This is a genomic window from Stenotrophomonas sp. CASM106 (assembly GCF_049384825.1).
Classification (GTDB): domain Bacteria; phylum Pseudomonadota; class Gammaproteobacteria; order Xanthomonadales; family Xanthomonadaceae; genus Stenotrophomonas; species Stenotrophomonas muris.
This window is the reverse complement of sequence record NZ_JBMRFS010000014.1, coordinates 25,954-50,703: the sequence shown is the minus strand read 5'-3', so window position 1 is coordinate 50,703 and position 24,750 is coordinate 25,954. Positions and strand designations below refer to the sequence as shown.

The 24,750-nt window shown below is 67.6% G+C and carries 22 protein-coding genes; 4 read left to right on the top strand and 18 right to left on the bottom strand.

Annotation, left to right across the window (positions count from 1 at the left end):
- Positions 1 to 164 precede the first annotated feature (164 nt).
- The 13 genes from tolA to aspS all read right to left on the bottom strand — a co-directional run bounded on the left by tolA (position 165) and on the right by aspS (position 11,514).
- Positions 165 to 1,220, bottom strand: a complete 1,056-nt coding sequence (gene tolA, locus VG556_RS21045) for a cell envelope integrity protein TolA (protein ID WP_032958950.1) — start codon at positions 1,218 to 1,220, stop codon at positions 165 to 167.
- The gene (gene tolR, locus VG556_RS21040; RefSeq protein ID WP_006438804.1) at positions 1,210 to 1,638 is read right to left on the bottom strand and encodes a protein TolR; all 429 of its coding nucleotides are present in this window, start codon (positions 1,636 to 1,638) and stop codon (positions 1,210 to 1,212) included. The genes tolA and tolR overlap by 11 nt, the downstream gene beginning before the upstream one ends.
- Before the next feature lie 24 nt (positions 1,639 to 1,662).
- Positions 1,663 to 2,442 (bottom strand): protein TolQ, encoded by a 780-nt coding sequence (gene tolQ, locus VG556_RS21035; protein WP_005410752.1) that lies wholly within the window; start codon positions 2,440 to 2,442, stop codon positions 1,663 to 1,665.
- Between the two features lie 10 nt (positions 2,443 to 2,452).
- Positions 2,453 to 2,884 carry a tol-pal system-associated acyl-CoA thioesterase gene (gene ybgC, locus VG556_RS21030; RefSeq protein WP_014648160.1) on the bottom strand — a complete coding sequence of 144 codons (432 nt, stop codon included), beginning with the start codon at positions 2,882 to 2,884 and terminating at the stop codon, positions 2,453 to 2,455.
- Positions 2,874 to 3,914, bottom strand: a complete 1,041-nt coding sequence (ruvB, locus tag VG556_RS21025; protein ID WP_049465540.1) for a Holliday junction branch migration DNA helicase RuvB — start codon at positions 3,912 to 3,914, stop codon at positions 2,874 to 2,876. The genes ybgC and ruvB overlap by 11 nt, the downstream gene beginning before the upstream one ends.
- 136 nt (positions 3,915 to 4,050) lie before the next feature.
- Entirely contained in the window at positions 4,051 to 5,970 is a 1,920-nt protein-coding gene (locus tag VG556_RS21020; protein WP_014648162.1) for a potassium transporter Kup, read from the bottom strand.
- Between the two features lie 49 nt (positions 5,971 to 6,019).
- The gene (gene ruvA, locus VG556_RS21015) at positions 6,020 to 6,613 is read right to left on the bottom strand and encodes a Holliday junction branch migration protein RuvA (RefSeq protein WP_014648163.1); all 594 of its coding nucleotides are present in this window, start codon (positions 6,611 to 6,613) and stop codon (positions 6,020 to 6,022) included.
- A 13-nt stretch (positions 6,614 to 6,626) separates the two neighbouring features.
- On the bottom strand, positions 6,627 to 7,148 hold the full coding sequence (gene ruvC, locus VG556_RS21010; RefSeq protein WP_014648164.1) for a crossover junction endodeoxyribonuclease RuvC: 522 nt from the start codon (positions 7,146 to 7,148) through the stop codon (positions 6,627 to 6,629).
- 105 nt (positions 7,149 to 7,253) lie between these two features.
- Positions 7,254 to 7,985, bottom strand: a complete 732-nt coding sequence (locus VG556_RS21005) for a YebC/PmpR family DNA-binding transcriptional regulator (protein WP_423180043.1) — start codon at positions 7,983 to 7,985, stop codon at positions 7,254 to 7,256.
- 176 nt (positions 7,986 to 8,161) lie between these two features.
- Positions 8,162 to 8,794 carry an esterase/lipase family protein gene (locus VG556_RS21000; RefSeq protein ID WP_032958946.1) on the bottom strand — a complete coding sequence of 211 codons (633 nt, stop codon included), beginning with the start codon at positions 8,792 to 8,794 and terminating at the stop codon, positions 8,162 to 8,164.
- A 75-nt stretch (positions 8,795 to 8,869) separates the two neighbouring features.
- A complete protein-coding gene (locus tag VG556_RS20995; RefSeq protein ID WP_014648167.1) occupies positions 8,870 to 9,391 on the bottom strand; it encodes a GNAT family N-acetyltransferase in 522 nt (173 codons plus the stop codon).
- A 31-nt stretch (positions 9,392 to 9,422) separates the two neighbouring features.
- Positions 9,423 to 9,746: a hypothetical protein gene (locus tag VG556_RS20990; RefSeq protein WP_032958945.1), complete on the bottom strand. Its 324-nt coding sequence runs from the start codon at positions 9,744 to 9,746 to the stop codon at positions 9,423 to 9,425.
- A 16-nt stretch (positions 9,747 to 9,762) separates the two neighbouring features.
- Positions 9,763 to 11,514, bottom strand: coding sequence for an aspartate--tRNA ligase (gene aspS, locus VG556_RS20985; protein ID WP_046432163.1), 1,752 nt, complete (start codon positions 11,512 to 11,514; stop codon positions 9,763 to 9,765).
- Positions 11,515 to 11,672: 158 nt separating this feature from the next.
- Between aspS and VG556_RS20980 the strand changes: the two genes are divergently transcribed.
- Positions 11,673 to 12,407, top strand: coding sequence for a DUF3011 domain-containing protein (locus VG556_RS20980; RefSeq protein ID WP_032958942.1), 735 nt, complete (start codon positions 11,673 to 11,675; stop codon positions 12,405 to 12,407).
- 99 nt (positions 12,408 to 12,506) lie between these two features.
- Here the strand turns inward: VG556_RS20980 and VG556_RS20975 are convergent, their stop codons facing one another.
- From VG556_RS20975 to blaL2, 3 genes are all read right to left on the bottom strand, one after another.
- Positions 12,507 to 13,148, bottom strand: a complete 642-nt coding sequence (locus tag VG556_RS20975) for a hypothetical protein (protein WP_049406173.1) — start codon at positions 13,146 to 13,148, stop codon at positions 12,507 to 12,509.
- Between the two features lie 53 nt (positions 13,149 to 13,201).
- Positions 13,202 to 14,416, bottom strand: a complete 1,215-nt coding sequence (locus tag VG556_RS20970) for a cation:proton antiporter (protein ID WP_032958940.1) — start codon at positions 14,414 to 14,416, stop codon at positions 13,202 to 13,204.
- An 86-nt stretch (positions 14,417 to 14,502) separates the two neighbouring features.
- Positions 14,503 to 15,414, bottom strand: a complete 912-nt coding sequence (gene blaL2 / locus VG556_RS20965) for a L2 family extended-spectrum class A beta-lactamase (protein WP_100450491.1) — start codon at positions 15,412 to 15,414, stop codon at positions 14,503 to 14,505.
- 174 nt (positions 15,415 to 15,588) lie between these two features.
- Between blaL2 and ampR the strand changes: the two genes are divergently transcribed.
- Entirely contained in the window at positions 15,589 to 16,455 is an 867-nt protein-coding gene (gene ampR / locus VG556_RS20960; protein ID WP_049440344.1) for a LysR family transcriptional regulator AmpR, read from the top strand.
- Positions 16,456 to 16,534: 79 nt separating this feature from the next.
- Here the strand turns inward: ampR and VG556_RS20955 are convergent, their stop codons facing one another.
- The gene (locus VG556_RS20955; protein ID WP_100450492.1) at positions 16,535 to 18,400 is read right to left on the bottom strand and encodes an ABC-F family ATP-binding cassette domain-containing protein; all 1,866 of its coding nucleotides are present in this window, start codon (positions 18,398 to 18,400) and stop codon (positions 16,535 to 16,537) included.
- A 336-nt stretch (positions 18,401 to 18,736) separates the two neighbouring features.
- Here VG556_RS20955 and VG556_RS20950 point away from each other — a divergent pair, with 336 nt between their 5' ends.
- Positions 18,737 to 21,124 carry a TonB-dependent receptor plug domain-containing protein gene (locus VG556_RS20950; RefSeq protein WP_100450493.1) on the top strand — a complete coding sequence of 796 codons (2,388 nt, stop codon included), beginning with the start codon at positions 18,737 to 18,739 and terminating at the stop codon, positions 21,122 to 21,124.
- 200 nt (positions 21,125 to 21,324) lie between these two features.
- Complete coding sequence (gene ybaL / locus VG556_RS20945; RefSeq protein WP_041863753.1) at positions 21,325 to 23,022, top strand: YbaL family putative K(+) efflux transporter; 1,698 nt, start codon at positions 21,325 to 21,327, stop codon at positions 23,020 to 23,022.
- 437 nt (positions 23,023 to 23,459) lie between these two features.
- Here ybaL and VG556_RS20940 read toward each other — a convergent pair whose 3' ends face one another.
- Positions 23,460 to 24,746, bottom strand: a complete 1,287-nt coding sequence (locus VG556_RS20940; protein ID WP_100450494.1) for an O-acetylhomoserine aminocarboxypropyltransferase/cysteine synthase family protein — start codon at positions 24,744 to 24,746, stop codon at positions 23,460 to 23,462.
- Positions 24,747 to 24,750: the final 4 nt, after the last annotated feature.

Here is a 24,750-nt window from a genome sequence, read left to right as displayed (position 1 = left end):
TTAACGTCGTGGCTAACATCGCACCTGCCTGCCCCGGTCACGCCGCCCCTCGGGGCGGTGTTCGACAGCAGCCTGCAGCCTGCCCGGCCGAAACCGAGCACGCCAGAGGCAAGCGCGACATCCGTGGGCAGGAGTGGCCCGAGGCCACCCCTGCCCTGCCCGCCTCAGCGATCCTGGGCGGTAAAGGTGAAGTTGAGCGTACGCGCGAACACCGACTCGAAGCCGCGGTACGGCAGTGGCTGCGCATTGAGCACCGCGGCCTCGATCGAACGCTTGCCGGCCTCGTCATAGGGGCAGTTCGGGCTGACCTTGGCCTGCATCACCGTGCCGCCCGGAATCTGGGTGATGGTGATCTGGCAACGCTGGCCCAGCGGCACCGTATCCGGGCGCACCCACTGCGACAGCACCTTGGCCTGGATCGCTGCGGCGTACTTGGCTGAAAGATCGTCGCTGTTGCCACCACCACCGGCCGCCGGCTGGGAAGCGCCGCTGGAGCCGGCAGCGGCACTGCCGGCAGCATTGCGCGCGGCGGCGACCTCGCGCAGCTTCCGCTCGGCCAGCTTGGCTTCCTTCTCGGCCTGCTCGCGGCGGGCACGGATCTCGGCGATCTTCTTCTGCTTCTCGGCCTCGGCCTTGTCAGCCGCGACGCGCTCCTGCTCGGCCTGCTTCTTCTTCTCGTCCGCTTCCTGCTGTTTGGCCAGGCGCAGCTTCTGCTCCGCTTCTTCCTGGCGCTTGCGTTCGGTCAGGTCGATCTGCTCCTGGCGGCGCTTGGCTTCCTGTTCCTGCTTGGCCTTCTCCTGCGAGACGGCCAGTGCGCTCACCGCTTCCTGGTCCTTGGTGTCCGGCTGCGCAACACGCTCCTGCGCCTGTTGCTGCTGGGGCGTGGGCGCGTCCTGCGGGCGCGGCTCGGGAATCGGCTGCGGCGGCGGAATGGTGTCTTCCGGCACCGGGATCGGCTCGGCGACCGGCGGCGGCAGGTCCTCCAGCTTCTCCGACTGGCGCAGCGCCTGGCGTGCGGCGGACGCCTCGGAGGCGGACAGCGCCAGGCTGGCCTCGACCGAGGGGTCGCCAGCGGCGGCATCGGTGTTGCGCTGGGGCGACCACAGCCAGGCCACGATGAAGACCAGCGCGACCAGCAGGTGCACCAGCAACGCCAGCGCCAGGGGCAGACCCCAGCCGGGTTCGCGCTGATGCGGGGGTGGCAGGGCGTCAGCGTGCATCGGTGGCCAGGCCTACCTTGTCTACCTTGGCGCGCTTGATCACGTCCATCGCGGCAATGACCTTCTCATAGGCCACGGCGCGGTCGGCGGCGACGATCACGCGCACGCCCTTGTCCTGGGCGGCGATGCCGGCCAGGCGGCCTTCCAGTTCCTCGGCCGACACGGCGGCCGGCTCCTTGGCGTCGGGCAGCTTCAGGCTGAGCTGGCCGTCCTGGCGCACCGAGACGATCACCGGGTCCTGCTTGCTCTCCAGCGCCTTGGCGTTGGACTGCGGCAGGTCGACGTCGAAGCTCAGGGTGAGCAGCGGTGCGGTGACCATGAAGATGATCAGCAGCACCAGCATGACGTCGATGTAGGGAACGACGTTGATTTCCGATTTCAGCTTGCGGCGCTTGCGGCGACCGATGGCAGCGGACATGGCTTGGACTCCCGGGTCAGGCGCTTACTCGTCGCCAGCGCTCTGGCGCTGCAGGATGGAGCTGAACTCTTCGGCGAAGGTCTCGAACCGCACCGACATGCGCTCCACGCGGGTGGTGAAGCGGTTGTAGGCCCACACCGCCGGGATCGCCACGAACAGGCCGATGGCGGTGGCGAACAGTGCCTCGGAGATGCCCGGCGCGACGGCGGCGATACCGGCCTGCGCACCGCTGCTGATCATGTCGTGCATGGTCACCATGATGCCGAACACGGTACCGACCAGGCCCACGTACGGGGCAGTCGAGCCGATGTTGGCCAGCAGCTCCAGGTTGCGCTCGAGCTGGTCCACTTCACGGGTGTAGGTGGTGCGCATGGCGCGCTGCGCGCCTTCAAGCTGCGCACGGCCATCCAGCCGGCGCTTGTCGCGCAGGCGGGTGTACTCGCGGAAGCCGGCTTCGAAGATGGCTTCCAGGCCGGTCACGCTGCGGCTGCGGTCGGTGGCTGCGCTGTACAGCTTGCCCAGGTCGGCGCCGGACCAGAAGCGGTTCTCGAACTCGTCGGCTTCGCGGGTGGCCTGCTTGAACACGCGGGCCTTGCGGAAAATGATCACCCAGCTGACGAACGAGCCGACCAGCAGCAGCAGCACGATGATCTTCACCGGCAGGCTGGCCTTGGCCATCAGTTCGAGGTAGTTGATGCCGCCGCCGGTGGTGGCCTGGGCAAGGGTCTGTGTCGCGGCGTTGCTGACGTCGGCCGGCAGTGCCTCGGTGACCGTGGCCTGCAGGGCCAGGAGCGTTGCGATCATCCGTTGTTCCTCAATGTTCGGATTCGGGGTGGAGGTGGGGTTGCAGCACGGCAAGGACGGCATCGTCCATGCCACGCGGGCGGAAACTGGCCGCTTCCAGTGCGGCGATGCGGACCTGCGCGGACAGCAGCAGCTCGCCGTCGCGCAGGATCTGCTGGTCGAAGACCATGCTGGCCTTCTTCAGCTGGACCAGGCGGGCAGTCACCTGCAGGGTGTCATCCAGCCGTGCCGGCCTGATGAAATCCATCTGCATCGAGCGCACCGCGAAGACCATCCCGTGCTCGGCGCGCATGCGCTCCTGGCCGTAGCCGAGCGCACGCATCCATTCGGTCCGGGCCCGTTCCATGAAGGCCACGTAGCGGGCGTGGTAGACCACGCCACCTGCGTCGGTATCTTCCCAGTAAATGCGTGTCGGCCAACTGAATCGGGGCTCAACCGACATCGGGAACCTCCGCGAACAGGTCCTGCGGCGGGTTCTTCGGCTTCAGGCCCATGTGCCGGTAAGCCTTGTGGGTGGCCATGCGGCCGCGCGCGGTCCGCACCAGGAAGCCCTGCTGGATCAGGTACGGCTCGACCACGTCTTCCAGCGTGCCACGCTCTTCGGACAGCGCCGCGGCCAGCGATTCGATGCCGACCGGGCCGCCGTCGAAGTAGTCGACCAGGGTCTTGAGCAGGCGCCGGTCGAGCTCGTCGAAGCCCTCCGGATCGACCTTGAGCATCTTCATCGCGGCCTGTGCCACGGCCTCGTCGATGTGGCCGCCGGCCTTCACCTGCGCGTAGTCGCGCACGCGGCGCAGCAGGCGATTGGCGATACGCGGGGTGCCGCGCGCGCGGCGCGCGATCTCGCCGGCGCCATCGGCGGTGCAGTCGATGCCGAGGATGGTGGCCGAACGGCGCACGATCCGGGTCAGCTCTTCGACGCTGTAGAACTCCAGGCGCTGGACGATGCCGAAGCGGTCGCGCAGCGGCGCGGTCAGCAGGCCGGCGCGGGTGGTGGCACCGATCAGGGTGAATGGCGGCAGGTCGATCTTGATCGAACGGGCGGCGGGGCCCTCGCCGATCATGATGTCGATCTGGAAGTCCTCCATCGCCGGGTACAGCACTTCCTCGACCACCGGCGACAGGCGGTGGATCTCGTCCACGAACAGCACGTCGTGCGGCTGCAGGTTGGTCAGCAGTGCAGCGAGGTCGCCGGCCTTCTCGATCACCGGGCCGGAGGTCACCCGCAGGGCCACGCCCAGCTCGTTGGCGATGACGTGGCTGAGCGTGGTCTTGCCCAGGCCGGGCGGCCCGAAGATCAGCACATGGTCGAGCGCGTCGCCACGGGCCTTGGCCGCTTCGATGTAGATCTCCAGCTGCTCGCGCACCGGGGCCTGGCCGAGGTAGTCGGCCAAGCGCTTGGGGCGGATGCTGGCGTCGGCGGCGTCATCCTCGCGGGTGGCGCCGGCGCCGATGATGCGGTCGTCGGTCATGTGCTGATTATGCGGCAAAAGCGTATGGGGTCGGATCCGTTTTCCAGAGGAAAACGGCTCTGACCCCGAACCGGGACACCGGGAACATGGGGTCAGAGCCCTTTTCCTGCGGAAAAGGGATCCGACCCCGCGCGCGTCAGATCTCGACCTGGGCCCCGAGTTCGACCAGGCGGTTGCCTGGAATCCGGAAGAAGCCCGTAGCCGGGGCGGCGTTGCGATGCATCAGCGCGAACAGCTTGTCACGCCAGATCGGCATGCCGCGGTTGGCGGTGGCGACGATGGTCTCGCGGCTGGCGAAGAAGGTAGTGTCCATCGGATCGAAATAGATGCCACCGTGGTCGCACGAGCGCATCAGCGCCAGCGGCACGTCCGGGGTCTCCATGAAGCCGAAGCGCACGTAGACGCGGTAGAACTCGTCACCCACCGATTCGATCTTCAGCCGCTGCCCTTCCATCGCATACGGGATCGGCAGGGTTTCCACGTGCAGGAACACGTTGCGCTCGTGCAGCACCTTGTTGTGCTTGAGGTTGTGCATCAGCGCATGCGGCGCCACGGTCGGGTCGGCGGTGAGGAACACCGCGGTGCCCGGCACGCGCACCGGCGGGGCCAGCATCAGGCCCGGCAGGAAGGTATCCAGGCGGATGCCGTCCTTGCGGATCTCGTCGCGCAGCAGCTCGCGGCCACGGCGCCAGGTGCGCATCATGGTGAACAGGAAGATGCCCAGCACCACCGGGAACCAGGCGCCCTGCAGCAGCTTGGCGCCGTTGGCGATGACGAAGCCGAGGTCGATGATGAAGAACACCACGCACAGCGGCAGCAGCCAGCCACGCGACTTCGGCCACAACGTCCGCGCCACCACGGCCAGCAGCAGGGTGTCGATCAGCATCGTGGCCGACACCGAAATGCCGTACGCCACGGCCAGGTTGGACGAACTGCGGAACGCCAGCACCAGCCCGAACACCATCACCGCAATGCCCCAGTTGATGCCCGGGATGTAGATCTGGCCGATGGTGTCGTGCGAGGTGTGCTTGATGCGCATGCGCGGGATGTAGCCCAGCTGCATGGCCTGGCGCGAGACCGAGAATGCGCCGGTGATGACCGACTGCGAGGCGATCACCGCCGCCATGGTGGCCAGGATGATCATCGGGTACAGCGCCCACGACGGCACTGCCTCGAAGAACGGATTCTTCAGGGCCTCGGGGTGGTTGAGCACCAGTGCGCCCTGCCCCAGGTAGTTCAGCACCAGGCACGGCAGCACGAAGAAGTACCAGGCGTGGCGGATCGGGCGCAGCCCGAAGTGGCCCATGTCCGCATACAGCGCTTCGCCGCCGGTCACCGCCAGCACCACTGCACCGAGAATGAAGATGCCGTGCCAGCCGTGCTCCATGAAGAAGCGGATGCCCCACCAGGGGTTGAAGGCCTTCAGCACCTCGGGCGCATCGACGATGTTGTAGATGCCGATTGCCGCCAGCGACACGAACCAGATTGCCATGATCGGGCCGAACGCCTTGCCGATCTTCTCGGTACCGAAGCGTTGCGCGGCGAACACCGCCAGCAGCACCACCAGGGTGACCGGCACGATGAAGACATGAAGTCCGGGCGCGGCCACCTCCAGGCCTTCGACCGCACTGAGCACCGACATGGCCGGGGTGATCACGCCGTCGCCGAAGAACAGCGAGGCGCCGAAGATGCCGAGGATGCCCACCACATAAGCCGAGCGCGAGCCGTTGCGCAGCGTGCGCTGGGTCAACGCCATCAGCGCCATGATGCCGCCTTCGCCATCGTTGTCGGCGCGCATGATGATGGTGACGTACTTCAGGGTCACCACCAGGTTCAGCGCCCAGAACGCCAGCGACAGCACGCCCAGCACGGTGTCGTGGTCGCTGTTGAGCCCGTAGTGTGGCGAGAACGCTTCCTTCAGGGTGTACAGCGGGCTGGTACCGATATCGCCGAACACCACGCCGATCGCACCGATGACCAGCGCCAGTCCTCCAGCGGAGGGGGCGTGGCCATGGCCGCCGGGGGCGGCTGCGTGCGGGGTTTGACTGCTGGACATGGGACTCCTGGCGAAGCTCAGGCGGTAGGTTGGGGGAAAGGGACGCGGTTCAGCGCAGCGCGGACTGCAGCGCCTTGCGGATCACGGTGGCCACTTCGTCGCCTTCATTGAAGGCATCGCGGGCCATGCGGGCCGCTTCGGCCGGCTTGTAGCCCAGCTGCTGCAGGGCCACGGTGGCATCGGACAGCGGATCGGCCGGGGCCGGACCACTGCCGGTGGGCAGCGCGCCGCCGGCACCGAACTGGGCCGCGCGGTCACGCAGTTCCAGCACCATGCGTTCGGCGGTCTTCTTGCCGATACCCGGGATGCGGGTCAGCGCGGTGATGTCGCCGGCCTGGACCATGCGCGCGAATTCTTCGACGCTGACACCGGACAGCACGGCCAGCGCGATCTTCGCGCCGATGCCGCTGACCTTCTGCACGTCGCGGAACAGGCGCCGCTCGCCCTCGCGCAGGAAGCCGTACAGCGAGACGCTGTCTTCCTTCTGCGAGTAATGGGTGTACAGGGTGACCTCGCGGCCGAGCTCGGGCAGGTCGTAGAAGGTGCTCATCGGCGCCTCCAGTTCGTAGCCCACTCCGTTCACGTCCACCACCAGCCACGGCGGCGCCTTGTAGGCGACGATGCCGCGCAGTCGACCGATCATTGCGTGCAGCTCCTCATTTGCGGCCCCACGCCTGGCGGGCACTGAGCCCCAGGCGGTTGGCCGTCGCCCTTACGTGGGCATGGGTGATCGCCACCGCCAACGCGTCGGCCGCGTCGGCCTGCAGCTTGGTTTTCAGGTTGAGCATGAGCCCGACCATGTGTTGAACCTGTTGCTTTTCGGCACCACCGCGCCCGACCACCGCGAGCTTGATCTCGCTGGCGGCGTATTCGTGCACCGGCAGGTCGCGCAGCACCACGGCCGAGATCGCCGCGCCGCGGGCCTGGCCCAGCTTCAGCGCCGAATCGGGATTGCGCGCCATGAACACCTTTTCGATGGCCACTTCATTGGGCTGGTACTCGCGGCACAGATCGGCCAGGCCCAGCACCAGCAGTTTCATGCGCTGCGGGAAGTCGTCGGCGCCCAGCAGCACCAGCGGCTGGTGGTGCACGTAACTGACGCGGCCGGCGGCGTCGACATCGATGATGCCGACCCCGGTCCGCTGCGAACCGGGGTCGATGCCGAGGATGCGGGTCATGCCGCGCTCCTGGCGGGGCGGAACGGGGGGCGCTGGCAGGCGTATGGGCTCATGACTGTCCGCGGTGACCGTTCAACGGCCCGCGCCCAGGCCGTCGAGGACGGCTCAGGCGTAGGCGTCGGCGCCGAGTTCGGCGTTGGAATACACGTCCTGCACGTCGTCCAGGTCTTCGAGCATGTCCAGCAGCTTCTTGACCTGCAGGGCGACCTCGCCTTCGACCTTGATGTCGTTGTCGGCGCGGAAGGTGATCTCGGCGTGGTCGGCGACATGCCCGGCGGCGACCATTGCGTCCTTGACTGCGTTGAACGCGTCAGGGCTGGTGACCACGTCGATCGAGCCGTCATCCGGGTAGACCACGATGTCGTCGGCGCCGGCCTCGATGGCTGCTTCGGTGATGGCTTCCTCGTCGGCACCCGGGGCGAAGCTGAGCACGCCCAGGCGCTTGAACATGAAGGCCACCGATCCTTCGGTGCCCATGTTGCCGCCGCACTTGCTGAACGCATGGCGGACGTCGGCCACGGTGCGCACGCGGTTGTCGGTCAGGCAGTCGACGATCACGGCCACGCCACCCTGGGCATAGCCTTCGTAGCGGATTTCCTCGTAATCGACGCCTTCCAGTTCACCGGTGGCCTTCTTGATGGCGCGCTCGATCACGTCCTTGGACATGTTCACGGCCAGGCCCTTGTCCACCGCCACGCGCAGGCGCGGGTTGTTGTTGGGGTCGCCTCCACCGCCGCGCGCGGCAACGCCGATCTCGCGGATGATCTTGGTGAAAATCTTGCCGCGCTTCGCGTCGGACGCGTTCTTGCGGGCTTCGATGGAGGGGCCTCTACCCATGGGTGCTACCGTCTGGCTGCTTCAGGATCAAGGCGCGGATTCTACCTGATCGGGCGCTGCAACCGTGTCTAGGCCCGTATTGTTGTAGCGCCGGGCCAATGCTCGGCTCAATGGGCCCGACGGAATGCAGCCGAGCATGGGCTCGGCGCTACAAGGCGGCCCCGCCTGCCCTGCCCCTATGCCGCCGCCGCGTCGCGGCTGTGGTCGAAGTGGCCGTGGCGCAGGAAATGCGCGGTCTGCCGCGCGGCGTCGGGCGACACCACCAGGCCGCTGTGGCTGGTACGCACCACGCAATGGTCGGCCAGGCCCGGCAGGCGGGTCTCGGCCAGTGCCACGGTGCCGTCGGACGCATCGTCGATCGCGCCCAGCAGGCTGCCCAGCCCGTGCGGTACCGAACCGGCGATCAGGCCAACCTCGGCCTTGCCCTGCCAGTCCGGCAGGCCGTCCAGCAGCAGCTCGCTGCTGCGCCCCAGCGCCAGGCCCCAGCCATGATCGGACAACGAGCGCGCGGTACCACTGCCGCGCAGCGGCGAGCCCAGGCAGACCACGCGCTGCACTGGCAGCTGCGGATCGCGGCGCAGCGCCTCCAGTGCCAGCAGTCCGCCCAGGCTGTGACCGACCAGCGACAACGGCCCGGCGTCGGCCAGACGTTCCAGCAACTGCGGCACTGCCACATCGGGGCCACCGAACACCGAGGGATAGCCGAACGCGTGTACCTGGAAACCACGCGCGCGCAGGCGCCAGGCCAGTGGCCCGACCCAGGCACGGGCATTCCAGATGCCATGCAGCAGCAATACGGGGGGAGTCATGCAAACAGCCTGGCGGTCAGCGGGGCAGGAACGTGAGGTGATTGAACACGCGCGCGCGGCAAGCGGCGGTGAACGTCAGGCCGCGCGCGGCGCGCGGCGCAGGATGAATTCGAGGTCCTGGGTGTCGCCGACAGGGAACAGGTACTCGCCGGCCTTCTCGAAGCCGTAGCGGGCGTAGAAGCGCTGCGCGCCGAAGTTCTCCGACCACACGCCCAGCCACAACGTGCGCGGGCCTTCGTGTTCCAGCCAGGCCAGCGCGGTTTCCAGCAGGCGGCTGCCCCAGCCGCAGCTCTGCTGCGTCTTGACCAGGTACAGGCGCTTGAGTTCGCCGTCACCAGGTTTCACATCCGGATGCGGCAGGCCACAGGGGCCGGCGGCGGCATGGCCGACCGCCTCCCCATCCAGTTCCAGCAGCCACACCGCGTAATCGGGGTGGGACAGGATCACGCGCTGGCGCTCGACCGTGTAGGCCTCCTCGAGGAAGGCCTGCAGGTCCTGCGGCGGGTACAGATGGCCGAAGGTTTCAGTGAACGTGCGTGCGGCCAGCGCCGACAGGGTCGGCGCGTCGTCCACAGTGGCGCGGCGGATCGAATACATGCAGGAAGTTGACGTCAGGGCGAAGCGCGGGTCAAGCCTTTCCAGGCGATTCCGCTTCTTCTTCCTCGCCCTCTTCCTCGTATTCCTCTTCGTCCTCGTCCTCTTCTTCCTCGCCTTCCTCGTCCTCGTCGTACTCTTCTTCCTCTTCGTCGTCCTCGTAGTCCTCGACGCCGAAGTCTTCACCGTCCCAACGGCCTTCGCCGTCGGCGACGAAGGTCAGGGCCATCGCGGCCGGATTGGTACCGACGCGGACCAGCCACCCCCCGAACACGCGTGCACGCTCGGTGACCAGGGTGGCCTCGGAGCCTTCATTGCCCAGCTTTTCCCACTCCAGCGAAAACGCAAACTCGGTCATTGCCTGGATCTCCTGATCAGTTGGTCTTGGGGCGAACCTGGATGTGCACTTCGGCCAGCTGCGCGTCGACGATCGGCGACGGCGCGTCGGTCATCAGATCCTGTGCACCGGTGGTCTTCGGGAACGGGATGACGTCGCGGATCGACTCGGTTCCGGCCATCAGCGCGGCGATGCGGTCGATGCCGAAGGCGATGCCACCGTGCGGCGGCGCGCCGTAGTTCAGCGCGTCGAGCAGGAAGCCGAACTTGGCGCGGGCCTCTTCGGCACCGATGCCCAGCAGCTCGAACACCGCGCTCTGCATGTCCGGACGGTGGATACGGATCGAACCGCCGCCGATTTCATTGCCGTTGAGCACCATGTCGTAACCGCGCGAGACGGCGGTACGGGCATTGGCGCGCAGGTCGGCGATGTCGTCCACGGCCGGTGCGGTGAAGGGGTGATGCAGGGCGACGTAGCGCTGTTCTTCCTCGTCCCACTCGAACATCGGGAAGTCGGTGACCCACAGCGGTGCCCAGCCGTCGGCGACCAGGCCAAAGTCCTTGCCGGCCTTCAGGCGCAGCGCGCCCATGAAGTCGGAGACCTTGTTGTAGCCACCGGCACCGAAGAACACGATATCGCCGTTGCCGGCACCGACATGGGCCACCAGCGCCGCGAAGCGCTCTTCGCTGAAGAACTTCTGGATCGGCGAGCTGACTTCGCCGTTGTCGGCGATCTTGATGTAGGCCAGGCCCTTGGCGCCGTACTTGGCGGCATGCGCGGCGTACTCGTCGATCTGCTTGCGGCTCAGCGACGCGCCGCCCGGGATGCGCAGCGCGGCGACGCGGCCTTCGGCATCGTTGGCCGGGCCGGTGAACACCGGGAACTCGCTGTCCTTGACCAGTTCAGCCACGTCGACCAGTTCCAGCGCGATGCGCAGATCCGGCTTGTCCGAACCATAGCGACGCATCGCCTCGGCCCAGGTCATGCGCGGGAAGCTGGCATCCAGCTCGACATCGACCACTTCCTTGAAGATGGCGCGGATCATGTCCTCGACGAAGTCCTGCACATCGCGTTCGCGGACGAAGGCGAACTCCATGTCCAGCTGGGTGAATTCGAGCTGGCGGTCGGCACGCAGGGCCTCGTCGCGGAAGCAGCGCGCGATCTGGTAGTAGCGGTCGAACCCGGCCACCATCAGGATCTGCTTGAACAGCTGCGGGCTCTGCGGCAGGGCGTAGAACTCGCCCGGATGCATGCGCGCCGGCACCAGGAAGTCGCGCGCGCCTTCCGGAGTGGCCTTGGTCAGGATCGGGGTCTCGATGTCCTGGAAGCCCTTTTCGTCCAGGTGGCGGCGCAGCGCCTGCACCAGCTTGATGCGGGTGCGCTGCATGCGCTGCATTTCGGGGCGGCGCAGGTCCAGGTAGCGGTACTTCAGGCGGGTTTCCTCGCCCGGGTTCTCGTGGGCGTGGAACGGCAGCGGGGCGGCCTTGTTCAGCACGGTGATGGCGGTGGCGATCACTTCCACCTTGCCGGTGCGCATCTTGTCGTTCACCGCGTGGCGGGCGCGCACGACGCCCTCCACCTGCAGCACGTCCTCATAGCCCAGCGACGCGGCCACGGCGAACACGTCGGCGTTGTCGACCTCCACGGTCACCTGCACGATGCCTTCATGATCGCGGAGATCGATGAAGCAGACGCCGCCCTGGTTACGGGCCACGTCGGTCCAGCCGGCGAGGGTGACAGTCTGGCCAATCAGGGTCTCGTCGACCAGGCCGCAGAAGTGGGTACGCATGGGGGGAAGCTCCGCTGGAGAACGCCGGCACCGGATGGGGGCCGGAAAGCCTCGTATTCTGCGGCCGAGGCCCCGGCCGGGGCAAATCCGGGCAGTCACGCCGGCTTGATCGCCCCGGTCCCTATAGTCGGGCACCTGCCACCGTATGGGATGCCGCCATGAAATCGTTGTCCCTGGCCAGCCTGGCCGTGACCCTGAGCACTCTGGCCGTGCTCGCCCTGCCCTCTGCTCCGGCCGCTGCGCAGGACGGGGTAATCCGCTGCGAAAGCCAGAACAACCGTGAACGTGTCTGCAGCACCGGCTGGCGCAATGCGCAGCTGGTCCGCCAGCTGTCCGGCAGCGCCTGCGACGAGGGCCGCACCTGGGGCAGCCGCAATGGCAGCATCTGGGTCAGCAATGGCTGCCGCGCCGAGTTCGTTGAAGCCCGCGGCGGCTGGGGCGGTGGCAATGGCGGTGGCTGGGGCGGCAACAACGGCCGTCCCGGCGAAACCATCCGCTGCGAGAGCCAGAGCAACCGTGAGCGCAGCTGCCCGGTCGGCTGGCGCAACGCCCGCCTGGTCCGCCAGCTGTCCGGCAGCCCCTGCGATGAAGGCCGCACCTGGGGCGTGCGCAACGGCGCGGTCTGGGTCAGCAACGGCTGCCGCGCCGAGTTCGCCGAGGCCCGCGGCTGGGGCGGCGGCGGTGGCTGGGGCGGCGGCAACAGCAATTATTCGATCACCTGCAGCAGCAACAACAACCGCACGCAGAACTGCGACTGGGATGAGCGCCAGGGCCGGCCGGTGCTGCAGCAGCAGCTGTCCGGCAGTGCCTGCCAGGAAGGCCGCAGCTGGGGCTATGCACGCGGCCAGGTGTGGGTGAGCAACGGCTGCCGCGCACGCTTCAGCGCGCGCTGAGCCCCGGGGTCGGATCCTTGGCCGACGGCCAGGGCTCTGACCCGTGGGTTCATGCAGTGACCGGGTCGGACCCTCCGCAGGAGGGATCCGACCCGAAGATCAGGGTGCTGGCGCCTTCTCGTCGCCCCACGGTGCGGGCGGCAGCTCGACCGGCTTGCTCAGGTCGAACTTCACGCGGAAACGGCGGCCTTCCGGGCGCGTCAGTTCGTAGACGAAAGTCTGGTCGGGGTCGATCTCCATCGCCCAGGTGTTGTGCGTGGAGGCCAGCATGTCGGCACGACGGAACATCGCCACCGAATCGGAGTCGGCTGGGAACCGCTGGCGCTCGGCGGTGCCCGGTGGCGTGCTGTCGCCGCCATAGAGGGTGATCGCGTCGGGGCTACCGTCTTCGTGGCGATGATCGTGTTTCAGGCGCAGGCCGTTTCCGGTGCGGGTCAGCACCCAGGTGCGCGAATGGTCATCCCCCACATGGAAGGGAATCCGCAGTTCATGGGCGGGGTCGGCACAGCCGCGCACATGCATGACCAGGCGCTGGCCGGCGAACGGGTCCTTGCCGGTCGGTGCCGGCGTGTCCTCCACCACCCGGCCCTCATAGGCCTGGCCGCAATGCGCGGCGATGGCAGCCATGAAGGCATCGGCCGGTGCGGTCGCCAGATCATGCGCGACCGTATCGGAACGCTGCGAGCAGGCAGCGAGGCTGAGCAGGAGGGCGGAAGCGGTGACAACGGCAGGCAGTTTCATGCCCCAACCCTAACGGCCATGGCCGACGGGCGCAAACCGCGCGCGGCAACCGGTCAGCGTTCGGCGATGTGAGGTTCCGGCCGCGTCTCGGTGGCCGCTACCGGCGCGGACTCGCCCTCGCCCGCCGGCTCCTGCTCCACCGGATCGACGTCGAAGGGTGTGCGGAACACCAGCGACGGCAACAGTGTGGTCAGTGCGGCGTACAGCAGCAGCGCGCCGAACAGCACCGCCGGAATCTGGAAACGCTCGCGCATGATCGCCGCCAGCACCAGGGTGAAGATCAGGGTCGGGGCCAGCGCCAGCGAGACGCGCAGGCTGCTGCGGAAGCTCTCGCCGAACATCACCCGGCGCTGCAGCCAGACCACGCCGATGCGCAGCGGCAGCACCACCAGGGTGATCACGATGCCCAGCCCCAGCGCCTCGAAACTGAGGGCTTCGCTGGGCACCTTGGTGCCGGCATTGAAGAAATAGAATGGCACGAAGAACGAGGCGAACAGGCGCAGCGCGTGCAGGTTCTCGTGCGAGGCCAGCAGCGGCATGCGCTGGTGCAGCAGGCGCGCGACCAGGCCGGCGATGAACGCGCCCACGAGGTAATACACGCCCAGCAGATAGGTGATGTACGCCGCCACCATGCCGACCATCACCAGCAGCGAGAACTCCGAGCCCGGCGCGTGCGGCGCCACCCAGCGGCCCAGCGCAATGAACAGCAGCGGCAGGCCGATCATCATCGCCAGCAGGGCCAGGCTGGACAGCGCCATGTGGCCCGGGTCGCCGGCCTGCAGCACGATGAACAACGCCGCCAGCGCCAGCAGTTCGCCGGCGATGGCCTTGCTGGTGACCCAGAACCTCTCGTCCTCGCTCAGGCCCAGCCGCGACAGCGAATCCATGATGAAGCCGGTGGAGGGCGTCAGCAGCGCCAGCGCCAGCAGCCCAGCGGCCTGCCATGGCAGCCCCGCATAGCGCCAGGCCAGCCAGCCCACGCCGAACAGCGTGCCGGTACGGATCACCAGGTGCGCCAGCAGCGGCCACATGCCACGCCGCAGCGCCTGCAGATCCACTTCCAGGCCCGCGAACAGGAACAGCGAGGAAATGCCCAGCGTGGCCAGCAGGCCGATCACCGCGTCGTGTGCCTGGTCGCCCAGCCAGAGCATGCCGATGATGCCGAACAGCAGGCAGGTCAACGGCGCCGGCAGGCTGAAGCGCTGCAGTGCGCGCGGGATCACCAGCAGCGCGAAGATCAGCAGCAGGTAGATCAACTCATGGCTCATCGGGGTCTTCCGTGGGGTTCGAACGCGCGCAGGATGCGCGCGCCCGACCGATCCGGCAAGCCGTTTCTGGATGACTCCCGGTTACCTCATCCGATCAGGCGATCGGCAATGCGCCCCACCTGTGCCAGCACGCTAGCGCGTTGCTCGTAGCTGATCGCACCTGCCTGCAGATAAGCCGTCAGCACCCACGGTGCGCCGCCGGCCAGTGGCCACAGCACGGCGATGTCGTTGCGCGCGTCTTCACCGTTGCTGCCGGTCTTGTCGCCAACGCGCCAGCGCTTGCCGAGGCCCGCACGCAGGCAGGCATCACCGGTTTCGTTGTCAATCAGCCAGTCGGCCAGCTGCTGCCGCGAAGCCGGTTTCAGCACCTCACCCATCCCCACGCGCTGCAGGGTCATGGCCATCGCCGCCGGCGTGGTGGTATCGCGTGGATCGCCCTCGGCAAAGCTGTTCAGCTCCGGCTCCAGCCGGTCACTGCGGCTCACCGCATCACCGCTCGCGCGCAGGAACGCGGTCACTGCGGGCGGGCCACCGACCACGCCGAACAGCAGGTTGGCGGCGGTGTTGTCGCTGGTGATGATCGTGGCACGGCACAGATCGCGCACCGTCATGTCCTTGCCTGCATGGCGGCGGGTGACCGGTGCGTGCGAGAGCAGATCGGCGTCGCGCACCGGCACGCGGGTGTCCAGCAATGCCGGCGTGCGCTCGGCCTGGCTGAGCACGGTGGCCGCCAGCATGCTCTTGAAAGTGCTGCACATCGGGAAGCGCTCGTCCTGGCGATGGCCGAAACGGCGACCGCTGGCAGTGTCCAGCAGGGTCACGCCGAGGCGCCCGGCGCAGGCCTTTTCCAGCGCGGCGAAGTCAGTGGCGGCGGTGAGGGTGGCATCGGTGGGTGCGTTGGCGGTGGTCTTGCCCGCAGCACGTGCCAGCAGCGGCAGGGCAAGCGAGGAAGCCACGGCAGCACCACTGAACTGCAGGAATCGGCGACGGGCGAGCATACGGGTTCTCCTGGGGACCGCTCGATTATTGAAGGCGCTATCGGGGGCGACCAGCGCAAAAAAATCAACAGGAGGCATGAAGTGAATTAATGCCTGACGCATTCAACCCCTTAATTTCCGAAATCCATCGTTGAAGCGTTAGGATCAGCCATCACTCCAGCTCACGGCTGCGCGATGTTGCACCCTACCCTGCCCCTGAACGCGCTGCGCGCCTTCGAGGCCGCCGCCCGCCACCAGAACTTCACCCGTGCCGCGCTGGAGCTGTGTGTCAGCCAGGCCGCGCTGAGCCATCAGATCCGTGGGCTGGAGGACCGGCTTGGCATCCGCCTGTTCCATCGCCTGCCACGCGGCGTGGCGCTCACCGATGAAGGGGCAGCGCTGTACCCGGTGCTCAACGAAGCGTTCGAGCGCATTTCCGCCAGCATCGCGCGCTACACCGGCGGACCGGCCCGGGAAGTACTGACGCTGGGCGTGGTCGGTACCTTTGCCACCGGCTGGCTGCTGCCACGGCTGGCGGCGTTCGAGGCGGCGCACCCGGACATCGAGCTGCGCCTGCAGACCCACAACAACCGCATCGACCTGGCCGGCGAAGGGCTGGACCTGGCGATCCGCTTCGGTGATGGCGACTGGCAGGGACAGGCCTGCACGGCGATCCTGGATGCGCCGTTCGCGCCGCTGTGCGCACCGGCATTGGCGCGGCGGCTGAAGCAACCGCGCGACCTCGCCACACTGCCGTTGTTGCGTTCCTACCGCAGCGACGAATGGCCGCGCTGGTTGCAGGCGGCCGGGGTGAGCGGCGTGGAAGCCCGCGGGCCGGTGTTCGATTCCTCACTGACGGTGGCGATGGCCGCCGCCGGGGGCGCCGGCGTGGCCTTGCTGCCCTTGTGCATGTTCGAGCAGGAACTGGCCGAAGGCCGCCTGCTGCAGCCCTTCGGCACCACCTTGGAGCTGGGCCGCTACTGGTTGACGCGGCTGCGCTCGCGCGCCGAGCGCGAACCGGCCAAGCGGTTCCGCGAATGGCTGCAGGCGCAGGGCACGTAACAAAAAAGGGGACGGAGGGGATTAAGTCGTTTGTGGCACAAACGACTTAATCCCCTCCGTCCCCTTTTTTTCTGCGTGATCAGGACTCCAGCAGCTCCATCCACGCCGCTTCGGCTTTCTCCAGCTGCGCGGCGGTGGTTTCGCGGTCGCGGCCGATCACCGCCATGCGGGTCGCATCGGCGTAGTTGGCCGGATCGGCCAGCTGGCGGTCGAGCTCGGCCAGCGCGCTCTCCAGTTCGGCCACCTTGGCCTCGGCAGCCGCCAGCTTGTGTGGGTTCACCGGCTTCTTCTGCACCACCTGCGCCACCGGCGCGGTCTTGACCACCACCGGTTCTTCCACCTGCTCCATGCGTGCCTTGGTGCCCTGCGCCTGCGGGCGGGTGCGCAGCCACGCGGCGTAGGCGTCCAGGTCGCCATCGAACGGCTCGACCACGCCATCGGCCACGCGCCAGTAGGTATCGCAGACCAGGCCGATCAGGTGGCGGTCATGCGAGACCATCACGATCGCGCCTTCGAAGGTGGCCAGCGCTTCGGCCAGCGCTTCACGCATTTCCAGGTCAAGGTGGTTGGTCGGTTCGTCCAGCAGCAACACGTTCGGCTGCTGCCAGGCAATCAGCGCCAGCGCCAGACGCGCGCGTTCGCCACCGGAGAACCCATCGACCGGCTCGAATGCACGGTCGCCCGGGAAGTTCCACTTGCCGAGGAAATCGCGGAAGGACTGGTTCGGTGCGTCCGGGGCGATCTCGCGGAAGTGCTCCATCGGCGACTGGCCTTCGTGCAGCGACTCCACCGTGTGCTGGGCGAAGTAGCCGATCTTCAGGTCCGGATGCGCCATGCGCTCGCCAACGATCGGCGCCAGCTCGCCCACCAGGGTCTTCACCAGGGTGGTCTTACCGGCACCGTTCGGGCCGAGCAGGCCGATGCGCTGGCCCGCTTCCAGGCCAAAACCGACGTCATGCAGGATCACCGCGTCCTTGCCGTAGCCGGCCTCGACGTGGTTCAGGCGGATCAGCGAGAACGGCAGCTTGGCCGGCGGCGCGAACTCGATGCGGAACTCACGCTCGGCGCGCACCGCTTCGGTGCCGGCCAGCTTGGCCAGGCGCTTCATGCGGCTCTGCGCCTGCGCGGCCTTGCTGGCCTGCGCCTTGAAGCGGTCGATGAAGCTCTGCAGGTGGGCGCGCTCGGCCTGTTCCTTCTCGTGCGCGATCTGCTGCTGGCGCAGCTGTTCGGCGCGCTGGCGCTCGAAATCGGTGTAGCCGCCCGGGTAGAGCTTGGCGCCGCCACCATGCAGGTGCAGGGTGTGGGTGGCCACGTTGTCGAGGAACTCGCGGTCATGCGAGATCAGCAGCAGGGTGCCCGGGTACTTCAGCAGCCACTGTTCCAGCCAGTACACCGCGTCCAGATCCAGGTGGTTGGTCGGCTCGTCCAGCAGCAGCAGGTCGCTGGGCATCATCAGCGCGCGCGCCAGGTTCAGGCGCACGCGCCAACCACCGGAGAACGAAGACACCGCGCGGTGGTGGGTCTCTGCCGGGAAACCGAGGCCGTGCAGCAGCTTGCCGGCGCGCGCTTCGGCGTCGTAGGCGTTGAGCTCGGCCATCTTCGTGTGCGCCTCGGCCACCGCTTCCCAGTCTTCGCGGGCGGTCGCGTCGGCCTCGGCGGCCAGCACCGCGGCGACCTCGATGTCGCCGCCGAGCACGAAGCTCAGCGCCGGGTCGGGCAGCGACGGGGTCTCCTGGGCCACGCTGGCGATGCGCACCTTGCCGGGCAGGTCGACGTCACCCTTGTCCGCCTCCAGCTCGCCCTTCACCGCCGCGAACAGGCTGGACTTGCCAGCACCGTTGCGACCGACCACACCCACCCGGTAACCGGCATGCAGGGTCAGGTCGACATTGGACAACAGCAGCCGCTCGCCGCGGCGCAAGGCGAAATTACGAAGCGAAATCATGGGGGAAGGCGTCCATATAACCGAATGGAATGTGCTGGTGAGCACTGTTCCTGCGACGCAATTCTAGCGTTAACGAATACTTGACGCGCCCCGGGATGCGCGGCGGCCGGCGTTCCTCTCTCCCACGTCCTCGCCGCGCGCCTCCCGGGTCCCCTCCCCGCGACTGCCGATCCGGGCTAAATGGTTGCTTCTGCAACGTTTTTCCCGATGACCGGCATTTGACAGCCACTGAATATCCCGTTAATTCCTGCTTTGCGCACCGCAACAACCGCCGTCCGCCTCACCCCCGTGATGTCGATTCCGGTGCCGCCCCCCGCCAACCGGAGCCCCATCCCGATGACCCGCAAGACCAGCCTGATCGCCGCCGCCGTCGCTGTCGCACTCGGTGGCTCTCCGTTCGTCGCCGCTGCCCAGCAGACCGGCACCGCCGCCAACACCCTGGATACGGTGATCGTCACCGGCACCCGCGTGGCCGACCGCACGGTCGCCGAATCGCAGTCGCCGATCGACATCATCACCCCCGAAGTGCTGCAGTCCACCGGTACCAGTGAACTGGCCACCGCGCTGTCGCGCGCCCTGCCCTCGCTGAACTTCCCGCGCCCGGCGCTGACCGACGGCACCAGCGGCGTGCGCCCGGCGCAGCTGCGCGGCCTGTCGCCGGACCAGGTGCTGGTGCTGGTCAACGGCAAGCGCCGCCACACCTCGGCGCTGATCAACGTCAACGGCAGCATCGGCCGTGGCTCGTCGGCGGTGGACATCAACGCGATCCCGATCGCCGCGATCGAGCGCGTGGAAGTGCTGCGCGACGGTGCGTCGGCGCAGTACGGCTCGGATGCCATCGCCGGCGTCATCAACATCGTGCTCAAGGGCAGCGGCAGTGGCGGCAGCCTGGCAGTGGACTACGGCCAGTACTCGGCTGGTGACGGCAACAAGTACCAGCTGTCCGGCGACACCGGCGTCGAGTTCGGCAACGGCCGCGGCCGCGTGCACGTGGCCGGCCAGATCAGCCAGCAGGACGAGAGCAACCGCGCCGGCCCGTACCGCGGCACCACGCCGAACACCGGCAACTTCCCCAGCATCGGCCAGAAGACCTTCATCGTCGGCGACCCGCGCGTGGATGCCACCGCGGCCTCGGCCAACGCCAGCTTCGACTTCAGCGACCACGTGACCGGCTACGCCAGCGCGCTGCTCAGCAACCGCGACATCACCTCGTTCGCGTTCTACCGTTCGCGCAACCACAGCGGGCAGAGCGCGCTGCTGGCGCAGACCTATCCGGACGGCTTCGTGCCGGAGATCAACCAGTACTCCAAGGACCGCTCGCTGGTGGCCGGGGTCAAGGGCAACACCGACAACGGCTGGACCTGGGACCTGAGCCTGAATCACGGCGAGAACACCCTGGACTTCCACACCCGCAACAGCATCAACTACAGCCTGGGTGCGACCAGCCCGCGCTCGTTCTACGACGGCACGCTGAAGTACCAGCAGGACATCTTCAATGCCGACCTGACCAAGTCGCTGGACTGGGGCCTGGCCTACCCGGTCACGCTGTCCTTCGGCGGTGAGTACCGCAAGGAGAAGTGGGACCAGAACCCGGGCGAACTGAACTCGTACACCGGCAGTGGCGCGCAGGGCTTCGGCGGCTTCACCCCGACCAATGAAGTGCATGCCGACCGCCACAACTACGCGGTCTACGCCGGCCTGGAAGCGGACCTGACCGAGAAGTTCTCGGCCGGCATCACCGGCCGCTACGAAGACTATTCGGACTTCGGCGACCGCTTCTCGGGCAAGCTGTCGGCGCGCTACGCGTTCACCGACAAGGTGGCGCTGCGGGCCACCGCCTCCAGTGGTTTCCGCGCGCCCTCGCTGGCGCAGCAGGGCTACCAGGCGGTGACCAGCCAGTTCCTCAATGGCGTATTCGTCGAGCGCGGCACCTTCCCGACCACCAGCCAGGCCGCGCAGGCGCTGGGCGCCTCGCCGCTGAAGGCCGAGACCTCCACCTCCTACAGCCTGGGCCTGGTGCTGCAGCCGGTCGACCGCCTGTACATCACCGTCGATGCCTACCAGATCGACATCGATGACCGCATCGCGCTGTCGTCGAGCATCACCACCAATGCCGCGACCAGCACGCTGCTGGGCACCCTGGGCCTGCCGCAGGTGACCGCGTTCTCCTACTTCACCAACGGCCTGGATACGCGCACCCGCGGTGTCGACTTCGTCTCCAGCTACACGGTACCGTTCAGCGCCAGCAGCCTGGAGCTGACCGCGGCATACAGCTACAACGACACCGAAGTGCGCCGCGTTGGCGGCACCCCGCCGGTGTTCGGCACGCTGGGCCTGACCCAGTCGCTGATCGGTCGCGATGAAATTGGCCGCATCGAGGACAGCTACCCGCGCGACAAGGCGATCCTGAGCGGCACCTGGCGCTCGGACCACTGGGAACTGGGCCTGGCCGCCACCCGCTACGGCAAATTCACCGTGCGCAACTCGGCCACCGCGCTGCGTGACCAGACCTACGGCGACGCCTGGGTGGTGGATGCCTCGGCCAGCTACAAGCCGAGCAGCAACTGGACCCTGACCGTGGGCGCCGACAACCTGCTGGACAAGTACCCGGACCGCACCGAAGACCTGCAGAACTCGACCTTCGGCATGCTGCCGTACAGCAACTATTCGCCGTTCGGCTTCAACGGCGCGTATGTGTACGGGCGGATCAAGTACACCTGGTAAGGGGTAGTGCCGGCCGCTGGCCGGCATACCCGGGCCGCGTCTGGAGGAGCGCCCCTTCTTGTTGAAGGGGCGCGCCGATGGCGGGGGTAGAGGAGAAATGCGTGGACAAACCCGCCGGCCACGGCACGTGGACGGCGGGTTTGCCGTATCTGGCCGCTTCGGTGAAAATCGGGGTATCCCCCTGCTTTCTGCGAGTGCCGATGCACCATGACACCGACCTGATCAACATCGTTGCCGTTGGCCTGGGGCTCGCCTTCATCTTCGGCGCGCTGGCCAACAAGCTCCGCTTGTCTCCCTTGGTCGGTTACCTGGTTGCTGGCATCTGCGTAGGTCCGTTCACCCCCGGCTTCGTCGCCGACCAGGCGCTGGCCAACCAGCTGGCCGAACTGGGCGTGATGCTGCTGATGTTCGGTGTCGGCCTGCACTTCTCGCTGAAGGACCTGATGGCGGTCAAGGCGATCGCCATTCCCGGTGCCATTGGGCAGATCGCGGTGGCCACCCTGCTCGGCTGGGGCGTGGCCTCGCTGATGGGCTGGCCGGCCATCCATGGCGTCATCTTCGGTTTCTCGCTGGCCACCGCCAGTACCGTGGTGCTGCTGCGGGCGATGGAGGAACGCCGCCTGCTGGAAACGATGCGCGGCAAGATCGCGGTCGGCTGGCTGATCGTGGAAGACCTGGCCTGTGTGCTGGCGCTGGTGATGATGCCGGTGATGGCCGGTGTGTTCGGTCCTGACGCGGCCAAGGAATCGCACTCGCTCGGCAGCGTGCTGGCCGACATCGGCTGGACCTTCGTGCAGCTGGGCCTGTTCGTGGCGGTGATGCTGGTGGTCGGTCGGCGGGTCATCCCGTGGATCCTCGAGCGCATCGCCGGTACCGGTTCGCGTGAGCTGTTCACCCTGTCGGTGCTGGCGATCGCGCTGGGCGTGGCGTTCGGCTCGGCGATGCTGTTCGGCGTCTCGTTCGCGCTGGGCGCGTTCTTCGCCGGCATGCTGCTCAACGAATCGGAGCTGAGCCACAAGGCCGCGCATGATTCGTTGCCGCTGCGCGATGCGTTCGCGGTGCTGTTCTTTGTGTCGGTCGGCATGCTGTTCGACCCCAACATCCTCGTCCAGCATCCGTGGCAGGTGCTGGCCACCGTCGCCATCATCATGTTCGGCAAGTCGGCGGCGGCATTCTTCATCGTGCGTGCGTTCGGCCACCCGACCAGCACCGCGCTGACCATCTCGGCCAGCCTGGCGCAGATCGGCGAGTTCGCCTTCATCATCGCCGGCCTCGGCGTGGCGCTGCAGATCCTGCCGAAGGAAGGCCAGTCGCTGGTGCTGGCCGGCGCGCTGGTGTCGATCATGCTCAACCCGCTGGTGTTCGGCCTGCTGGACCGTTGGCAGGCCAAGCAGGAGCAGTCTCCGCAGGTACCCGAGCCGCCCGAAGCGATCGGCCCGTCGCGCGACCTGCATGACCACGCCATCGTGATCGGTTACGGCCGCGTCGGCAGCGAACTGGCGCAGGTGCTGCGCGACCGTGGCGTGCCGGTGCTGGTGATCGATGACAACAAGGAACACGTCGAGCAGGCACATGCCAAGGGCCTGGCGGCGATCCGCGGCAGTGCCGCCGCCGACCGGGTGCTGGCCGAGGCCCATCCGGAGCGCGCCAAGATCGCGGTGCTGGCGATTCCGCAGCCGCTGGAAGCCGGTGAGGCGCTGGCCAAGCTGCGGGCGATCAATCCGGACCTGACCCTGCTGGCGCGCGCACACAGCGATGCCGAGGTGAAGCATCTGCTGGAGCACGGCGCCGATGGCACGGTGATGGCCGAGCGCGAGCTGGCGTATTCGCTGGCGGAGATGATCATGTCCACGCCGCCGTACCGGAACCTGGGGCAGCACAGCATCCCGGTGGTGTGAGGGGTGTGCGTGCGGCAGGGCTTGCAGCCCCGCACCTGCCGAAACAACGGCAACAGCAACAACTAGAGCAAAAGCTGGCATTCCGTGGGATGGCGGGGTTGGGTCCAGTTGCGGGAGACGCCGTAAACCCTTCCATGGGGGCTTGGCCGCGGCATCCATGCCGCGGACACTCCCGCAACCGGACCCACCCCGCCTTCGACAGTTCCCCGCTGCTGTTGGTAGGTGTCGACCTTGGTCGACACGGCGGCGCGCGGGGTCAGATCCGTTTTCCACAGGAAAACGGATCTGACCCCGGAAAAAAAAAAATCCCCGGTCGACCCGCATCGACCGGGGATCTGGATCGCCACGTTGCCACGCCTTGGAGAGGCAGTTCCACCGTAACCCATCGCGGCGCCGGCGGAGATCGCCTGTGGCGATGACGACCAAGCGCGCAGCTATCAGGCGCCGGCCAGGGCCTGCTCCAGGTCGGCACGCAGGTCGCCGATATGTTCGATGCCGATCGACAGCCGCACGGTGTCTTCACTGACGCCGGCCTTGGCCAGCTCCGCCGCATCCAACTGGCGGTGGGTGGTCGAGGCGGGATGGGTGGCCAGTGACTTCGCATCGCCCAGGTTGACCAGGCGGGTGAACAGCTTCAGCGCATCGAGGAAGCGGGCGCCGGCCTCGCGCCCACCGGGCAGACCGAAGGTCAGTACGCCCGAGCCGTGTCCACCCAGATAGCGCTGCGCGGCGGCATGCTCGGGGTCGTCGGCCAGTCCGGCGTAGCGCACCCAGGCGACCTTGGCATGCGCCTTCAGGAACTGCGCAACGGCCAGCGCATTGGCATTGATGCGTTCCATGCGCAGGGCCAGGGTCTCGATGCCCTGCAGGATCAGGAACGCGTTGAACGGCGACAACGCAGCGCCCGTATTGCGCAGCGGCACCACCCGCGCGCGGCCGATGTAGGCCGCTGGCCCCAGGGCTTCGGTATAGACCACGCCGTGGTAACTGGGGTCGGGCTGGTTGAGCCGTGCGAAGCGTTGGGGCTGTGCGGTCCAGTCGAAGCGGCCGGAATCGATGATCGCGCCGCCCAGGCTGTTGCCGTGTCCCCCGAGGTATTTGGTCAGCGAATGCACCACGATGTCGGCGCCGTGCTCGAACGGGCGCAGAAGGAACGGCGTGGCCACGGTGTTGTCGACGATCAGCGGCACGCCCGCGGCATGCGCGACCTCGGCGATCGCAGCGATGTCGGTGACATTGCCGCGCGGGTTGCCGATCGATTCGACGAACACCGCCTTGGTGCGGTCGTCGATCAGCGCGGCGAACGCCGCCGGGTCGGCCGGATCGGCAAAGCGCGCCTGGATGCCGTACTGCGGCAGCGTGTGCGCCAGCAGGTTGAGGCTGCCACCGTAGAGCGCACTGGAGGCGACGATGTTGTCGCCGGCCTCGGCGATGGTCTGGATGGCATAGGTGATCGCGGCCTGCCCCGAGGCCAGCGCCAGCGCGCCGATGCCGCCTTCCAGCGCGGCCAGGCGCTGCTCCAGCACGTCGGTGGTGGGGTTCATGATGCGCGTGTAGATGTTGCCCGGAACCTTCAGGTCGAACAGGTCGGCGCCGTGCTGGGTGTCATCGAAGGCATACGCCACGGTCTGGTAGATCGGCACCGCCACCGCGCGGGTGGTCGGGTCGGGACGGTAACCGCCGTGCACGGCCAGGGTTTCCAGTTGCCACTGCGGGTCGCTCATTGCA

Excerpts from the sequence above, each read along its gene's own strand:
- VG556_RS20950 (WP_100450493.1), top strand. The coding sequence starts at position 18,737 with ATGACCCGCAAGACCAGCCTGATCGCCGCCGCCGTCGCTGTCGCACTC.
- VG556_RS20990 (WP_032958945.1), bottom strand. The coding sequence starts at position 9,746 with ATGACCGAGTTTGCGTTTTCGCTGGAGTGGGAAAAGCTGGGCAATGAA.
- VG556_RS20940 (WP_100450494.1), bottom strand. The coding sequence starts at position 24,746 with ATGAGCGACCCGCAGTGGCAACTGGAAACCCTGGCCGTGCACGGCGGT.
- VG556_RS20955 (WP_100450492.1), bottom strand. The coding sequence starts at position 18,400 with ATGATTTCGCTTCGTAATTTCGCCTTGCGCCGCGGCGAGCGGCTGCTG.
- ybgC (WP_014648160.1), bottom strand. The coding sequence starts at position 2,884 with ATGTCGGTTGAGCCCCGATTCAGTTGGCCGACACGCATTTACTGGGAA.
- ampR (WP_049440344.1), top strand. The coding sequence starts at position 15,589 with ATGTTGCACCCTACCCTGCCCCTGAACGCGCTGCGCGCCTTCGAGGCC.
- ruvA (WP_014648163.1), bottom strand. The coding sequence starts at position 6,613 with ATGATCGGTCGACTGCGCGGCATCGTCGCCTACAAGGCGCCGCCGTGG.
- VG556_RS20970 (WP_032958940.1), bottom strand. The coding sequence starts at position 14,416 with ATGAGCCATGAGTTGATCTACCTGCTGCTGATCTTCGCGCTGCTGGTG.
- VG556_RS21005 (WP_423180043.1), bottom strand. The coding sequence starts at position 7,985 with ATGGGTAGAGGCCCCTCCATCGAAGCCCGCAAGAACGCGTCCGACGCG.
- aspS (WP_046432163.1), bottom strand. The coding sequence starts at position 11,514 with ATGCGTACCCACTTCTGCGGCCTGGTCGACGAGACCCTGATTGGCCAG.
- VG556_RS20995 (WP_014648167.1), bottom strand. The coding sequence starts at position 9,391 with ATGTATTCGATCCGCCGCGCCACTGTGGACGACGCGCCGACCCTGTCG.
- ybaL (WP_041863753.1), top strand. The coding sequence starts at position 21,325 with ATGCACCATGACACCGACCTGATCAACATCGTTGCCGTTGGCCTGGGG.
- VG556_RS21020 (WP_014648162.1), bottom strand. The coding sequence starts at position 5,970 with ATGTCCAGCAGTCAAACCCCGCACGCAGCCGCCCCCGGCGGCCATGGC.
- tolR (WP_006438804.1), bottom strand. The coding sequence starts at position 1,638 with ATGTCCGCTGCCATCGGTCGCCGCAAGCGCCGCAAGCTGAAATCGGAA.
- ruvB (WP_049465540.1), bottom strand. The coding sequence starts at position 3,914 with ATGACCGACGACCGCATCATCGGCGCCGGCGCCACCCGCGAGGATGAC.
- VG556_RS20980 (WP_032958942.1), top strand. The coding sequence starts at position 11,673 with ATGAAATCGTTGTCCCTGGCCAGCCTGGCCGTGACCCTGAGCACTCTG.
- tolQ (WP_005410752.1), bottom strand. The coding sequence starts at position 2,442 with ATGATCGCAACGCTCCTGGCCCTGCAGGCCACGGTCACCGAGGCACTG.
- VG556_RS20975 (WP_049406173.1), bottom strand. The coding sequence starts at position 13,148 with ATGAAACTGCCTGCCGTTGTCACCGCTTCCGCCCTCCTGCTCAGCCTC.
- blaL2 (WP_100450491.1), bottom strand. The coding sequence starts at position 15,414 with ATGCTCGCCCGTCGCCGATTCCTGCAGTTCAGTGGTGCTGCCGTGGCT.
- ruvC (WP_014648164.1), bottom strand. The coding sequence starts at position 7,148 with ATGACCCGCATCCTCGGCATCGACCCCGGTTCGCAGCGGACCGGGGTC.
- tolA (WP_032958950.1), bottom strand. The coding sequence starts at position 1,220 with ATGCACGCTGACGCCCTGCCACCCCCGCATCAGCGCGAACCCGGCTGG.
- VG556_RS21000 (WP_032958946.1), bottom strand. The coding sequence starts at position 8,794 with ATGACTCCCCCCGTATTGCTGCTGCATGGCATCTGGAATGCCCGTGCC.